At 40.3% G+C, this 14,562-nt stretch carries 12 protein-coding genes; 9 read left to right on the forward strand and 3 right to left on the reverse strand.

All coding sequences use genetic code 11. The features are described 5' to 3' along the window. The first annotated feature begins 183 nt into the window (after nt 1-183). Nucleotides 184-2,112 (forward strand): M23 family metallopeptidase, encoded by a 1,929-nt coding sequence (locus HY841_12145; protein ID MBI4931510.1) that lies wholly within the window; start codon nt 184-186, stop codon nt 2,110-2,112. Between the two features lie 419 nt (nt 2,113-2,531). Beyond that, nucleotides 2,532-2,714, forward strand: a complete 183-nt coding sequence (locus HY841_12150; protein ID MBI4931511.1) for a hypothetical protein — start codon at nt 2,532-2,534, stop codon at nt 2,712-2,714. Nucleotides 2,715-2,815: 101 nt separating this feature from the next. Here the strand turns inward: HY841_12150 and HY841_12155 are convergent, their stop codons facing one another. Both HY841_12155 and HY841_12160 read right to left on the reverse strand, forming a co-directional pair. Then, on the reverse strand, nt 2,816-3,205 hold the full coding sequence (locus HY841_12155) for a hypothetical protein (GenBank protein ID MBI4931512.1): 390 nt from the start codon (nt 3,203-3,205) through the stop codon (nt 2,816-2,818). Between the two features lie 242 nt (nt 3,206-3,447). Beyond that, nucleotides 3,448-4,494: a DUF4476 domain-containing protein gene (locus HY841_12160; protein MBI4931513.1), complete on the reverse strand. Its 1,047-nt coding sequence runs from the start codon at nt 4,492-4,494 to the stop codon at nt 3,448-3,450. A 195-nt stretch (nt 4,495-4,689) separates the two neighbouring features. Between HY841_12160 and HY841_12165 the strand changes: the two genes are divergently transcribed. The 7 genes from HY841_12165 to HY841_12195 all read left to right on the forward strand — a co-directional run bounded on the left by HY841_12165 (nt 4,690) and on the right by HY841_12195 (nt 13,128). After that, a complete protein-coding gene (locus tag HY841_12165) occupies nt 4,690-5,094 on the forward strand; it encodes a four helix bundle protein (protein MBI4931514.1) in 405 nt (134 codons plus the stop codon). Nucleotides 5,095-5,214: 120 nt separating this feature from the next. Further along, on the forward strand, nt 5,215-6,633 hold the full coding sequence (locus HY841_12170) for a saccharopine dehydrogenase NADP-binding domain-containing protein (protein ID MBI4931515.1): 1,419 nt from the start codon (nt 5,215-5,217) through the stop codon (nt 6,631-6,633). Between the two features lie 106 nt (nt 6,634-6,739). After that, a complete protein-coding gene (locus HY841_12175) occupies nt 6,740-8,029 on the forward strand; it encodes a sugar MFS transporter (protein MBI4931516.1) in 1,290 nt (429 codons plus the stop codon). 113 nt (nt 8,030-8,142) lie between these two features. Beyond that, complete coding sequence (locus tag HY841_12180; protein MBI4931517.1) at nt 8,143-8,409, forward strand: RNA-binding protein; 267 nt, start codon at nt 8,143-8,145, stop codon at nt 8,407-8,409. A gap of 140 nt (nt 8,410-8,549) precedes the next feature. Continuing rightward, nucleotides 8,550-9,458, forward strand: coding sequence for a hypothetical protein (locus HY841_12185; GenBank protein MBI4931518.1), 909 nt, complete (start codon nt 8,550-8,552; stop codon nt 9,456-9,458). A gap of 74 nt (nt 9,459-9,532) precedes the next feature. Further along, the gene (locus HY841_12190; protein ID MBI4931519.1) at nt 9,533-9,964 is read left to right on the forward strand and encodes a hypothetical protein; all 432 of its coding nucleotides are present in this window, start codon (nt 9,533-9,535) and stop codon (nt 9,962-9,964) included. 77 nt (nt 9,965-10,041) lie between these two features. Then, nucleotides 10,042-13,128 carry an ATP-binding cassette domain-containing protein gene (locus tag HY841_12195; GenBank protein MBI4931520.1) on the forward strand — a complete coding sequence of 1,029 codons (3,087 nt, stop codon included), beginning with the start codon at nt 10,042-10,044 and terminating at the stop codon, nt 13,126-13,128. A gap of 11 nt (nt 13,129-13,139) precedes the next feature. Here the strand turns inward: HY841_12195 and HY841_12200 are convergent, their stop codons facing one another. Continuing rightward, nucleotides 13,140-14,498, reverse strand: a complete 1,359-nt coding sequence (locus HY841_12200; protein ID MBI4931521.1) for a 1-acyl-sn-glycerol-3-phosphate acyltransferase — start codon at nt 14,496-14,498, stop codon at nt 13,140-13,142. Nucleotides 14,499-14,562: the final 64 nt, after the last annotated feature.

Genomic DNA, 14,562 nt, shown 5'->3' on the forward strand with positions numbered 1-14,562 from the left:
CTTATCAATAAATATTTGTTCACAAAAATAGTATTCATTGCTGATTTGGCAAGGTTATTTCCTGTTTTTTTGAGCAGGATGAAAAAAATATTTTCCCACCGCCCTAAACCCCGTAGGATTAGAATTATCCAACGGGGTAAAGGGTGCTATAGATTTTTTGTATTTCTTCCGCCAGTTGGCGGATTGGTTCTACTTCTCTTTCCATTTAACTTAGGAAGCGCAATCATTCGGCAGGATGCAGCTCAAACCAAATCATCACCCAAAAAATTTCCGCAGGGATATTTTGTTGAGCCCACCGATTCTTCGCTGAGCATTGCCGGAAACTTCGGGGAGATACGTCCCAATCATTTTCATGCAGGCATAGATATTAAAACGGGTGGGAGAGAAGGCGCTTTCATTTATGCCGCAGCCGATGGGTATGTGTCGCGCATAAAAATTTCTCCATGGGGATATGGCAAGTGTATTTACATCACGCATCCGAATGGATATGTTACTGTTTACGGACATCTTCAGCGATTGTACGGAAAGATTGCCAAGTACCTGGAACTGGAACAGTACCGGTTGGAGCAATATGAGGTGGAACTTTTTCCTGATTCAAATTTACTGAGAGTGAAACAATGCGACACGGTTGCCATTTCAGGAAACACAGGTGGCTCGCAATCTCCGCATCTGCATTTTGAAATCCGCGATGCGGTAACAGAGAACGCGTATAACCCGTTTCTTTTTGGATTCAGGATACATGATACCGTTCCCCCAAAACTAATGACGCTTGCCATTTACCCCGTTGAACATCCGTCCTACGGGGTTTATCCTGCGAATGATTCAAGTTCGGTGAATGGAAAAAATGTTCCGAAGAAAATAAAAGTTTACCCCGTTGGACAAGGTCAAAAGTCCTACGGGGTTTATGGAAGTAAGGGCAAATACAAACTTTCTTCGGCTGAAAAAATAACTGTGAGCGGTGATATCGGCTTTGGAATTGAAACGTATGATTATGCCAACATTAAAGAAGCGGGAAAACTGGGAGCATACTCAGTTGATTTATACATTGACGGACATCGGATTTATTATCACGAGCTGAACGAAATTTCTTTTGACGAATCCCGCTATGTAAATTCCCTCATTGATTATGCCGAAGAAGCAAAGAGCAATAAGGAAATTCAGAAATGTTTTCGTGAAGAGAACAATATGCTTTCTATTTATCAGTGCATGGTGAATGAAGGGTTGTTTCGGTTTGATGACTCGCTTTCTCATCCGGTGAAGTTTGTGGTAAAAGATTTTTTCGGGAACACTTCAAGTTTGGAGTTCAAAGTTCGGAGTTCGGAGAAGAAAATTAAAACACTCCCAACTCCCAACTCCCAACTCCCAACTAAAATGAAATGCTCTGACCTTAACAAATACGAAACCGAAAACATAAAAATCGAAATTTCTCCCTGTGCATTGTATTCAGATATTGATTTTGATTATTCCATGAGCAAGGATACGCTGCCCGGAACTTTTTCTCCGGTTCACACCATTCACAAAGAAGTGGTGCCCTTGCAAGTCAACTATTCTCTTTCTATAAAAACAAAATATCTTTCTAAAAACCTTCAGTCAAAAGCTACCATTGTTTTGCTGGATGGGAAGAATAATATGACGGATCAGAAGGGCAGCCCATCCCTAACCCTTCCCGAAGGGAAGGGAACTGCACGCCCAAGTTCTCCCCCTTCGGGGGAGTTAGTGGGGGCATTGTGGCTCACCACCCAAACCCGCTACTTCGGGCGTTTTACGGTTGCGCTTGATACGGTTGCTCCCACCATCAAGCCATACAATATTTATAATGGCAAGAACATGGCAAAGGCAAAAACAATTTCCATTATCATTTCAGATAACCTCACAGGAATTAAATCATATCGCGCCACCATTGACGGCAAATGGGTGCTGATGGAATACGAACCGAAGAAGGCGTTGTTGTTTTATGAATTTCAGACCCCCACTCTTATCTCCCCCAAAGGGGGAGAGGCTCCTTCCTCCCGACAAGTCGGGACGGGGGAAGGGGTGGCACACACCTTCGTTCTCACTGTTACTGACGGAAAAAATAATGTCAGCACTTACAAGGTAGAGTTTGTGAGGTGAGAATTTATTACAGAGAATCTCTAAATACAGGAAGATTGGAAGAAAGCTCCGAAGGAGTCCCTTCAGGAGAAGATTGGAAGGTTGGGAAAACATCCATTCTTCCACCATTCCATCCTTTAACTGGTTGCAAGACAAAATGGAAGAATGGAAGGTTGGAAGATCGGGCTGTTTCTCATTCTTTCATTCTTCCACCATTCCATCCTTCCGGTTTTTAGAGTAAGGAAAAAACATCTGCCACTAAATCACTAAAACACGAAAGAAACACTAAAAATTCTTTTGTGAAATTTTGTGTCTTTGTGTTTTTGTGGCATAAAATGAATTATGAAAGAAATCTAATGTCCAAAATGGACAATGCTTTTGTGAATTCTATGTTTTATATTCGCCTCAAATGGCGCAGATAAAGGAGTTTAAATCGTATAGTGAAATCAAAAACAAGTTTCTTCAAAATTTTTTCAATCAGAGCAGCAAATCTCTTTTCATCATGCACCTGGGGCATTACCAATGTGGGAAAAAGATTTTATGGCTATTTCCGCTGGTATGACCCCATTCATCCCGATAAGAGCGGACCCTGGACGCAGCCGCACACGGCAGTGCTTTCATAGGGAACAGCCGAAGAAAGTTCCAAATTCCAAATTCCAAGTCCAAAGTCCCAAGAAATACAACATCGGCTGTTTCTTGGTACTTGGTACTTGGTGCTTGTGACTCAAATGATGTCTTTTAAACTCTCAAAATATTTTGTGAAAGCATCATTCAGTGTGCATAATGTATCGCTTACATCTGAAAATTTTTCAGGTAGTTTTTTAAATTCCTTTAGCGTGTTTTCATCTTTTTCAGCTTGCGCCTGAAAAGCGGAATAAGAAATTAACAGATCAATATATGCTTCGTTAAACTTTACCGAATGGGTTGATATTTTTGCAAAGTATTTTATATTTTCTTCAAATGAAAGTTTGTTTTCATTTTCATCAGCCATCGGGGAGTTTTTCAGCAGTTCATAACCTGTGCGGTACAGTTCGCGCGTAGCATCATGATCATTGCAAAAATCGTTTGCCCATTTATTTGTTAAATCAAGTTTGAAAAAATTGTTTTCTGCCATTAGACATTATTCAGATTAAGGGTTCACCCCGTTGGATACTTATCCAACAGGGTGAACAATAGAATAATTGAACATTTGAATTACGAAATCAGAAGTAAAATGCATTCACCCCGTAGGATATTGTTTTAATTTTTGATTCCCCATTGAACCATGTAATTATCCAACGGGGTGAACTTCGAATGTTCGCTATTCAAATGTTCAAATGTTCTTCATTCAAAATAGATTTTAGAGATGCCCAAAATTTACTTCCGCCCTTCAATATACCTGTTCAAATCATCAATGCTTGATTCAAAGGTGAAGGCATCATTGAGTTTGTAATAATTGCCCGGGTCAAAGGTTTTTCCCCAAGCCAGTTTGGCAAGGTCAAGGCGGGTATCTTCAAAGCTGAACACCAGCATTATTTCTTTCACTTGTGACGAAAGCAGGCAGTTGCTTCCGAGTATTTGTTTCGCCATGGTGAGTTTGCTGTCTTCAAATGATTTTGCTTTGATGCTCGCCTTGGCGCTTTCAAAATCTGGGGGGCTCATGGGCCAGGGGCAGTTGTTGGGTCCGCTGTAGCCGGGCAATACATACACAGTGCCTCCGCTTCCGCTGGTGGTGGTTGACGAAGTAGTGGTAGAGGTCATGGTGGATGTGGAAGAAGAGTTGGAAGAACCGTCATTCACATTCACATTCATATTGAAGTTCACACCGGGCGCGTTCATTCCCACATTCACATGATCGCCTGTTGGCGCAGTGCCGGTGGTGGTGGTGGTCACTGAAGTGGTGGTGGATTGGTTTACAGGCGGAGGAACGGTGGAATAAACAATCACCGTTTGCCCTTGTGTGGGTGGCGCTTGCGCGATAACCGCTTCGCTTCGGTAAGCGAGTTTGTATCCCTTGTCAACTTTTTTCAGATTGCCGGCAACGCCAATCAAACCGCCTTCTGTCATGGCGCTGTCTGAACCTTTTGCCGTGGTGCCTTTTTTCATTTTGAGCGCATACACAAATTCATATCCCTGCACTTCATTGCCGCCCGACATTAAATAAACTTTCTGGTCAAGGTCAGGAGTTTTGCCATCTGCGAAAATGATTTTTGTTGAAACCATCGGCTGCATAAGACCGGTTACTTTCACATTGGTTTCGGGTTTGGCATTTTGTTTAATGCCGTTCAGCACCACATAAAACTGTTCGCCCTGTTCGCTGAAAATGACGAGGTTGTTCTGGGCAAAGCCCGATGTGCTGATTAGCAAATTAGCTGATATGCAGATAAACAGCGCAACTCCGAACGCGAGGATGTGTGGTTTCATTTTCACATTTTCACATCTGCACATTTGCAAATTTGTTTTGTTTTGTTTTTTCATTGGATTGGTTTTTATGGTTTGGATGGATGCGTTTACAAATGTTATGCCAAAATCTTCCGCGAATGTAAATATTTTAACTTCGCCTTGTGAAGTGGAAGGAAAAAAAAGGGAATAAGGAAATACAGGGAATAAGGGAACAACATGAACAAAACAAAAAAATATACGGAACCAGAAATTAATAGCTCCTATGTGGAAGAGCCGCATGTTGGTTATAATGAAGCAAAAGATTTTACTTCATTAATATGCTGGCAGAAAGCACGTAGTATTAAATTATTTTTTTATGCTAAAATAATTCCTTTAATGCCAAAAGCCGAAGAATTCAACTTGGCTTTTCAAATGAGGAAATCCTGCGTTAGTATAACAGAAAATATTGCAGAAGGATACGAAAGATTTCATTACCAGGAGTTGTTGCAGTTTTGCAGAATTGCAAGAGGATCGATGTTTGAATTGAAGGATGATTTAATTACATGCATTGACTTAAAATTTATTTCTGAGGATTTATATAATGAGGGAATAAAGTTAATTGAGGGGGCAAAGTTACATTGAACGGTTATATGAAATATGTTAAGAATGAGAAATCTAAATTTACAGATAAATGAAACTTGAATTTAACCCTATTGCCTGTATTTCCTGTATATCCCCTATGTCCCTTATATCCTTTCAACGATGAAAAATATTCTTCTCATAGGTGCCGGGCGTTCTGCCTCTACATTAATAAAGTACCTGCTTGATAATTCTCAAAAAGAGAACTGGAAGATCACCGTTGCTGATATTTCTCTTGAACTCGCTGAGCAGAAAACAAATCATCATTCAAATGCGCATGCCATTGCTTTGGATATTAATAATGAAGAGCAACGAGCTGCAGAAATCAGTAAGGTTGACTTGGTTATTTCCATGCTTCCCGCCACCATGCATCTGCCTGTGGCGAAAGAATGTTTGAAGCAGAAAAAACATCTGGTCACTGCAAGCTATGTTTCCAAGCAGATGAAAGAATTGGATGCGGATGCAAAAAAAGCGGGCGTAATTTTTCTGAATGAGATTGGATTGGACCCGGGCATAGACCATCTTTCCGCCATGAAGGTGATTGATGAAGTGAAAGCCAAAGGCGGAACGATGATAACTTTCAAATCCTATTGCGGTGGATTAGTAGCTCCCGAATCAAACGATAATCCATGGGGATATAAATTCACCTGGAACCCGCGTGCTGTGGTGATGGCAGGGCAGTCTGGTGATTCCACCGGAGCAACTGCTCAGTTTCTAGAGGATGGAAAAACAAAATATGTTCCTTACACAAGATTGTTTTCGAATGTTGAAACAATTTCTGTGGACGGTTGGGGAAAGTTTGAAGCATACGCCAACCGCGATTCTCTTTCTTATATGGAATTGTACGGATTACACGATGTAAAAAATATGCTTCGCGGCACTTTGCGTATGCCCGGCTTCTGCAAAGCGTGGAATGCCTTCATTCAACTCGGGCTTACGGATGATAACTGCAAAGTCTCTAACTCTTCAACTATTTCTTACGCTGAACTGATTGATTCCTTTTTGCCCTCACCCCATCCCTCACCCCGAGGGAGAGGGAGAAAGGGAGAGGGCTCTGTAAAAAAGAAACTGGCAAAGTTTCTCCGCGAAAAAGATAACTCCCCTGTAATGAAAAAGCTGGATTGGCTTGGCCTATTTAAGAATCAGAAAATAGGTTTACAAAATTCATCTCCCGCAGAAATTCTTCTTGACTTATTAATGAAGAAATGGAGTTTGAAAGAACACGATAAAGACATGGTGGTGATGCAGCATCTTTTTGAATACAAAGAACCAAGTCTCAAGTCTCAAGTCTCAAGTCTCAAGAGAACAGCCAAAGGCAAAATTCAGAAACTAACTTCATCGATGGTTGTGATAGGTGATGACCAGATTAATACTGCCATGTCAAAAACAGTTGGGCTTCCACTCGCAATTTCTACCAAACTTATTCTGAACGGAAAAATAAATCTTACTGGTGTGTGGATTCCTACTGTAAAAGAAATTTACAATCCTGTTCTGGCGGAACTGGAAAAATTTGGAATTACATTTATAGAAAAACATAACTGATATGTCAGGGCTGAAGCCCTTTTTGATTTTTGGAATTTTATTTCCACGACCTTAAGGTCGTGGCTATTAGAAGCAAAATTAATAACGGGCTTTAGCCTAAACCGAAATGCAAAAAAAATCCAACCTTGTTCCGATTTTCATACTGGGAGCATTGTTTTTTATTTTCGGTTTTGTTACCTGGCTCAACGGAACCCTCATTCAGTATTTGAAAATCGCCTGTGAGTTAAACACGTTTCAATCTCTTTTAGTAGCGTTTGCATTTTACATTTCCTATTTCGTAATGGCGCTTCCTTCTTCATGGGTGCTGCAAAAAACTGGTTTCAAAAAAGGAATGATGCTCGGATTATTCGTGATGGCTGGCGGTGCTTTACTTTTTATTCCTGCCGCTCATTCGCGTACTTACGAATTATTTCTTCTCGGACTTTTTGTAATCGGAACAGGTTTGTCCATTCTTCAAACTGCCTCTAATCCTTATATAACCATAGTAGGTCCGATTGAAAGCGCAGCGGCAAGAATCAGCGTGATGGGTATTTGCAATAAAGCGGCTGGCGTGCTGGCGCCAATTATTCTTGGTGCCATTGTTTTGTCAGATGCCGATGCGTTGGTAAAAGAATTACAGCAATTGGATGAAGCGCAAAAAATCATTAAGCTGGATGAACTTGCTTTACGTGTGGTTCTTCCTTATTCTTTAATGGCGGCTGTTCTGATACTCCTTGGATTGATGATTTATTTTTCTCCGCTTCCTGAAATAGAAGATGCTGCCCCCTCCAACTCCCCCGATGGGGGAGGGTTGCGTGGTCGATCTCCCTCCCTTCGGGATGGTCGGGGTGGGCTTGGTATTTTCCAGTTTCCGAATTTAGTTCTTGGCGTTATAGCGCTTTTTCTTTATGTTGGTGTTGAAGTAATGGCAGGTGATACCATCGGCAATTACGGTCAATCACAGGGAATTTTATTATCCGAAACAAAAAATTTTACTGCTTATACTTTAATTGCAATGGTGATAGGATATATTGTTGGAATTCTTACAATACCTAAACTAATTTCACAGGCATTTGCTCTTTCTATTTCTGCAATAATTGGCATTATATTTACCATTATAGCAGTAACCACTCGGGGATACACTTCTGTTCTCTGCATTGCATTGCTCGGACTTGCAAACGCGTTGATGTGGCCTGCTATCTGGCCTCTTGCCATTCACGGCTTGGGAAAATTCACCAAGACAGGTTCTGCATTGCTCATCATGGCGATTGCCGGAGGCGCAACACTTCCTCTTCTCTACGGAAAACTTGCCGACATTTCTTCCATCGGACATCAGTATGCCTATCTGATAATGATTCCCTGTTATCTTTTCATTTTATATTACAGCATTAAAGGATATAAAATTTCTAAATGGTGAAAATTCACTGGTAACGAAATAACAAATCTGATAACGAATTTTACGAATCATGGCTGGTATTCATTCGTTATATTCGTAAAATAATTCGTTACTCCGTTACCAGAAATTTTAAAATGAAACTATTTGTAAAAAACATTCATCCTGAGGTAAATGAACTTGAACTGGAAAGCATCTTTGCCGTTCACGGAGAAATCCTTTCCACCAAAATTATTTATGACCGTGCCGACTGGTCATCCAAAGGATTTGGGTTTGTAGAATTTGAAAAGAAAGCCGATGCGCTCAAAGCCATAGAAGCATTGAACGGAAAAGAGCATCGGGGAAAAATGTTGGAAGTGAAAGAAGCAGTGGAGAAGAAAAATAGGTTTGACAAGATTAATTAAGTTCTAGTTTTCATAGCGGATACTCGCCCGGAAAGTTATCCACCATTATTAATTTTTCTTGTATGTTGAAATTGTAAAAAAATGTTACTTTTGGCAACTATTCATCGTACTAAAATCATTTCAATAAATACTCAATGAAAATGAAACAAACCACCCTCTTTAGTTTTTTGAAAAGTGGTATCTGTCTTGTCATTCCTGCTGCCATTTTCTTTTCTGCATGCGGAGGAAATGAAGATGCTGAAAAAGTAGATAAGCAGGTTCAGAACATGATTGATTCGAACAATGTGGCGCTGGGCGTTAGCGGAAAGATGTTCATCATTCCTTCCCCTATTCAAACAGCTATGCTTATTCAGAAAAGCGGTGCCCAGTATGACAAATCAATGCTTAATCAAACCGACAAGTCAAATTCATATTCCACAAAATTTCAGAAGTGTCTGAATCTGGGAATCTATGGAGCTGACCTTGGCTACACCACTCTTTATGACCAGACGCAGGATGCGCTCGGATATTTTAACGTGACGAATAAAATTGCCACTGACCTCGGATTGTCAACTGCATTTGATAAAAATCTTATTCAGCGTTTTCAAAAAAATCTTGGTCAGAAAGATTCCATGCTGGTGCTGGTTTCCGCTGCTTACCGGGCTAGCAATGATTTTCTGAAGGATAACGAGCGCAACGAAGAAGCCGCTCTCATCATCGCTGGCGGATGGATTGAAACACTTCAGTTTGCTCTTAATGTTCAGAAAACAAAAGGCAACGATGATGTGAAGCGCAGAATTGCAGAACAGAAAAATACATTAAACAATTTAATTGCGCTTCTCTCTGCCTATCAGGGCAATGAGGAATACGCTGAACTTTTGCAAAAACTCAACGACCTCAAATCTGAATATGACAAAGTTCAATACGTGTATAAATACGAGCGCCCTGTTACAGATGAAGTAACTAAAACAACCACCATCACCAGCAAATCAGATATTATAATCACTCCTCAGAGTATAGAAACCATTACTGAAAAGGTTGCCGCCATCCGCGGATTAATCACAGCATAAATGAAGCCCCTCTCCATCTCTTCCCATAGGGAAGAAGGAAGGAAAAGAAACAAAGACATAATACAACCATGAAGATGAAAAAAATAGTTCTCAGCTTAGCTTTCACATTAATTATTCTCCCTTCCCTTTGGGAAGGGTCGGGGATGGGTTTACACGCGCAGTGCGATACCATCGCTTCCATTTGTGCGAAGCATATCATGTCGCCCTACATTTCTGACGGACAACAATACCGCGCGCTTCTGCTTTCTGATCAGAATGCGGAATTTCATACCACATTTTATGGCGGAGGAACGTATCGCATCGCTGCCTGCACTGGCTTGAAAGATGGCAATCTTATTTTTTCAGTGTTTGATGAAGAGCGCAATCTTCTTTTTACAAATAAGGAATATAGAAATGCTTCTTACTGGGATTTTAAAGTGACTTCAACACTGGATGTAATTCTTGAAGCGACTCTCGGAGGCGCCCAGTCAGGATGTGCGGTAGTATTAATCGGCTTTAAACAATAATTAGTTAGTAGTCAGTGATCAGTTGCCCGTTGTTTTAAATACAACTGACGACTATCAACTAACAACGGACAAAATTTATGAGTGAACGTATATTAAAAGCCCTGATGCAGATGTTCGCCATCATTGCGAAAGTGGATGGCGTTTCCAATTCAGGAAGATTAATTGTACAGTCATTTCTGAAACAGCAGCTGAACCAGGAAATGGTGGAACAATACCTGAAACTTTTTGACCAGTTTCTCGAAGATTACCATAAAGTTTCTCAGCGCAAGGAAGGTGCGGCAAAAAGAACTTCGCTCGGCTCGGTAAAGGTGTTGAAAATATGTTCTCAGATAAACACCGAACTGGAACAAAAACAAAAAGTGGTTGTGTTTGTGCGCCTTCTGGAATTTATTTATTCCAGCAATGATATTTCACAGCAGGAATTGGAATTTGTGCAAACCGTTGCTGAAACGTTTAACATCAGCGATGACGAGTTCAAGCGAATGATTGAGTTTGTTCGCAGTCAGGCGGATGCTGTTCCTGATTCAACGTATCTGCTGGTAGTTGATAACAAAGACGCTAAGCCGAATTTTAAAGTAAAGCATATTCAGTCCGTTCATCTCACAGGGCAAATCCGCGTTTTGCAGATTCAGAGCGTGAGCATGTACATCATGAAACATTTCGGAACGGATGCGCTTTACCTGAACGGACAGGTTATCGGTCAGGATAAATTATACATCCTTACAGAAGGATCCTCCATTCGCAGCCCCCGCGTTCACCCGATTTATTACAGCGATATCATCGGGCGATTCCTTGCCGACACGTCAAAAGCAAAAACTTCTTTCGTTGCCGAAATTGAAGAATATAAATTCCCTACAGGAAAAATTGGGTTGCGTAACGTAAATATTTATGAAGAGTCAGGGAAACTTATCGGCATCATGGGTGGAAGCGGTGCCGGAAAATCAACGCTCCTCAATGTACTGAACGGAAACGAAATTCCCAGCAAAGGGCATGTCCTCATCAATGGAATAAATATTCACACGGAAAGAGACAAAGCAGAAGGAATCATAGGAATGATTCCGCAGGATGATTTGCTGATTGAAGAACTTTCAGTTTTTCAGAATTTGTTTTATAATGCCAAACTTTGTTTTGATAATCTCACCGATTACGAAATTACCGAGCGAGTAAATTCCGTTCTGCAGGATCTGGGATTGTTTGAAGCGCGGAATCTGAAAGTAGGTTCGCCTCTGGAAAAAACAATTTCTGGCGGACAGCGCAAGCGTTTGAACATTGCTCTTGAATTGATTCGCGAGCCATCCGTTCTTTTTGTGGATGAGCCCACTTCCGGCCTTTCATCGCGCGATTCGGAAAACATCATGGACCTGATGAAAGAACTTGCGCGCAAAGGAAAACTTTTGTTCGTGGTGATTCACCAGCCATCGTCAGACATTTATAAAATGTTTGACAAGATGATTATTCTTGATGTGGGCGGCTACCCGATTTATTATGGAAACCCGGTTGACGCCATCATTTATTTCAAGCGCCTCATCAATCATGTGAAGAGCGATGAAAGCGAATGTGTAGAGTGCGGCAACGTAAATCCCGAACAGATTTTTAATATCATTGAATCAAAAGTATTGGATGAATACGGAAACCTCACGCGCAACCGTAAAATTTCACCGCCTGAATGGAATGTGCATTATGTTGAGCAGATAGAAAAAGAACTGGTCAAGCCGACAGAAGTTAATGAATCGGTTCCAAGCACGCTGAGCATTCCCAATAAGCTAAAGCAGTTCAAGGTTTTTGTAACGCGCGATGTTCTTTCAAAACTCGCCAACAGGCAATACATGTCTATCAATTTTCTGGAAGCGCCACTGCTCGGTTTTATTCTTGCTTTCATGGTAAGGTTTTACAATACGGATATTTCTAACAAGACAGGATATATTTTCCGTGAGAATGAAAATCTTATTTCTTACCTTTTTATGTCAGTGGTGGTAGCTCTCTTTATTGGCATGATGGTGAGCGCAGAAGAAATCATTAAGGACAGGAAAATTCTGAAACGGGAAAAATTTCTGAATCTCAGCAAAGGAAGCTACCTTTTTTCAAAACTGACGATATTATTTACACTTTCAGCTATACAGATGATTATGTTTATTGCTGTCGGGAATTCTATTCTCAACATAAAAGGAATGTATTTCGACTATTGGTTTGTTTTGTTCACTACTGCCTGTTGCGCCAACGTTCTTGGTTTGAATATTTCATCCGCATTCAATTCAGCCATCACGGTTTATATTATCATTCCGATTCTTCTTATCCCTCAGCTGCTTCTTAGCGGAGTCATAGTTAAATTTGACAAATTGAATCCGATTCTCACCACTCAGAAAAATGTTCCCTTTGCTGGCGAAATGATGACCTCGCGCTGGGCATTTGAAGCGCTTGCCGTAAATCAATTTAAAGAAAATAAATTTGAAAAGCAGTTCTATTATTATGACAAGAAAAAATCAGTAGTAGATTTTGTTAAAAATTATTGGGTATCAAAAATCAGGTCTAAAGTAGATGTCTCCCTTACTAATTTGAACGACCCCAAATTAAAGGATCAGGTTGTAAGCGATTTAGAATTTATTAAAAATGAAATTTCAAAAGAGACCAAACGCGATAAAAATATTAAATGCTCAGTCATTGATAAATTAGAATACGGAAAATTCAATGAAGAAGTGGCGGGGCAAACCAATGCTTATTTGGATCAGCTTCAAGGTTATCTTAATAAAGTGTACAACAAAACAGATAAGGCGAGAGAAGATATTCTTGCGAAGAAAAACTCTACCGAACAAGGTCGCAAAGAGTTCATTCAAATGCAAAATGAATACACGAACGAAAGTTTAAATGATTTTGTTCTCAATAAAAATGATTTAAATAAGATCATTGAGGCAGATGGAGAACTCATTCAGCGTGCCGACCCTGTTTTTCTCGACCCTCCTTCAAATAAATTTTTACGCGCTCATTTTTATGCTCCAAGAAAATCACTCTTCGGAAAATTCTTTGACACCTATTGGGTGAACATGTTGGTCATCTGGTCCATGACACTTACGCTTGTGATTACGCTTTACTTTGATGCGCTCAAGAAATTAATTGACGGAGCAGAGAATCTTTTCTCCAAAATCGGAGGCGGTAAAAAACAAGATTGACAAGTTTGGAATTAAAGCGCGTTAAATTCTTGTTTCCCCTTTTCAAATTCATTCACAATATTCTGCCGCATGGTGATGAGCTGCGAAATAAGCGTGGCTCGCTTCATGAAAAGATTAAACACTAACCATTTGCCCCTGAGGTTGCTGAAGTTTCTGTAATACTTATATGCGAAGAATCCGCTTATCGGGAGGAAGGCGAAGTAGGAGAGAGTGATCCATGCGTTATGAAAAAAGTGTTGAACAAAATAAAGTTGAAGCGAATAAAAAATAATGAACGTAAAAACTCCAGAAGCGACAAACATGGCTCCGTGCCAGTCCTTTTTTTTTGTAAAAGCAATTGTGATGTAATACGGAATCTTGTAGGGCAGATAATTATTGATGACTCCAAATAACCAGAACGGAAACCCAAGAATGAGATACACCAATGTGAACAGAGTACGAAAAAATACTGAACCCGATTTGGAGAAATTGTTCAGCAAATGATCTTTCAGATGCAAGCGGTCGAGCGATATAAAATAATCATCCGCCATTGCAGATATGCGCTGCACACGTAGTGGCTGTTTTTCTTTGAAATAATTCACGACATCAATAATCCGTTTTGTCATTTCAAAATCTTTTTCTTTTTCCGGGCGGGATTTTAAGTCGAGGTCAGCTATTTCCTGAAGGAGTTTTGCTTTATAAATAGTTTCAATTCTCTTTACCAGTTTATCGGTATTGGCATCGTCAATGGAAATGATATGTTGCTCCAACCGCTGGCGAATCAAATCGGTGAGTTCATGTGTGGCTTTGAATAAATCCTGTTTGTATTTCTCCGCGAAATCTGAAACATTAATGGGCGTATCCATGCTAATGAAAAGATGACTTTGAAATCTATGTGGATTGGAATAATTCAAACCTACTGTGAGAATTTTAACTCCGAGTAGGTAGTGGTTTGCTGCTTCTGCGCCAAGCGCAATGCGTGCGGCTCCTGTTTTTATTTTTTCCAGTTTACGCTGAGTCAGACTCACCCCCTCCGGGAAAATCATGATAGTTCCTTTCTTAGCCAAGTGTTCGTAGCATTTGTCAAACGTTTCTTCGTTCTTGTGCATTAAATTCGCATCATCCTGCTTGCGGTAAACAGGTATCATATTGAACTTTGGCAGCAGCCATTTCGCGAATCCTGATTTAAAAACTTCTGCCTTGGCGAGAAAACAAAGTTTTTGTTTCATCTGCAATCCAATCACAATCGGGTCAAGAAAAGTGCTCGGATGATTGGCAACAATAATCATCGGACCTTCACCAGGAATGTCAGAAGTTTTTTTTACGGTGATGCTTTTGAAATACACACGCACCGCTATGCCAAGAATAAAGTTAAGGAAGTTATACAGCAAGAAAAAACTATTAATATAGTTTCAAAATATTTCGTTTGAACATCTGAACCTGAGAAAAGAAAAG

Source organism: Bacteroidota bacterium (genome assembly GCA_016213405.1).
Classification (GTDB): Bacteria; Bacteroidota; Bacteroidia; order Palsa-948; family Palsa-948; genus Palsa-948.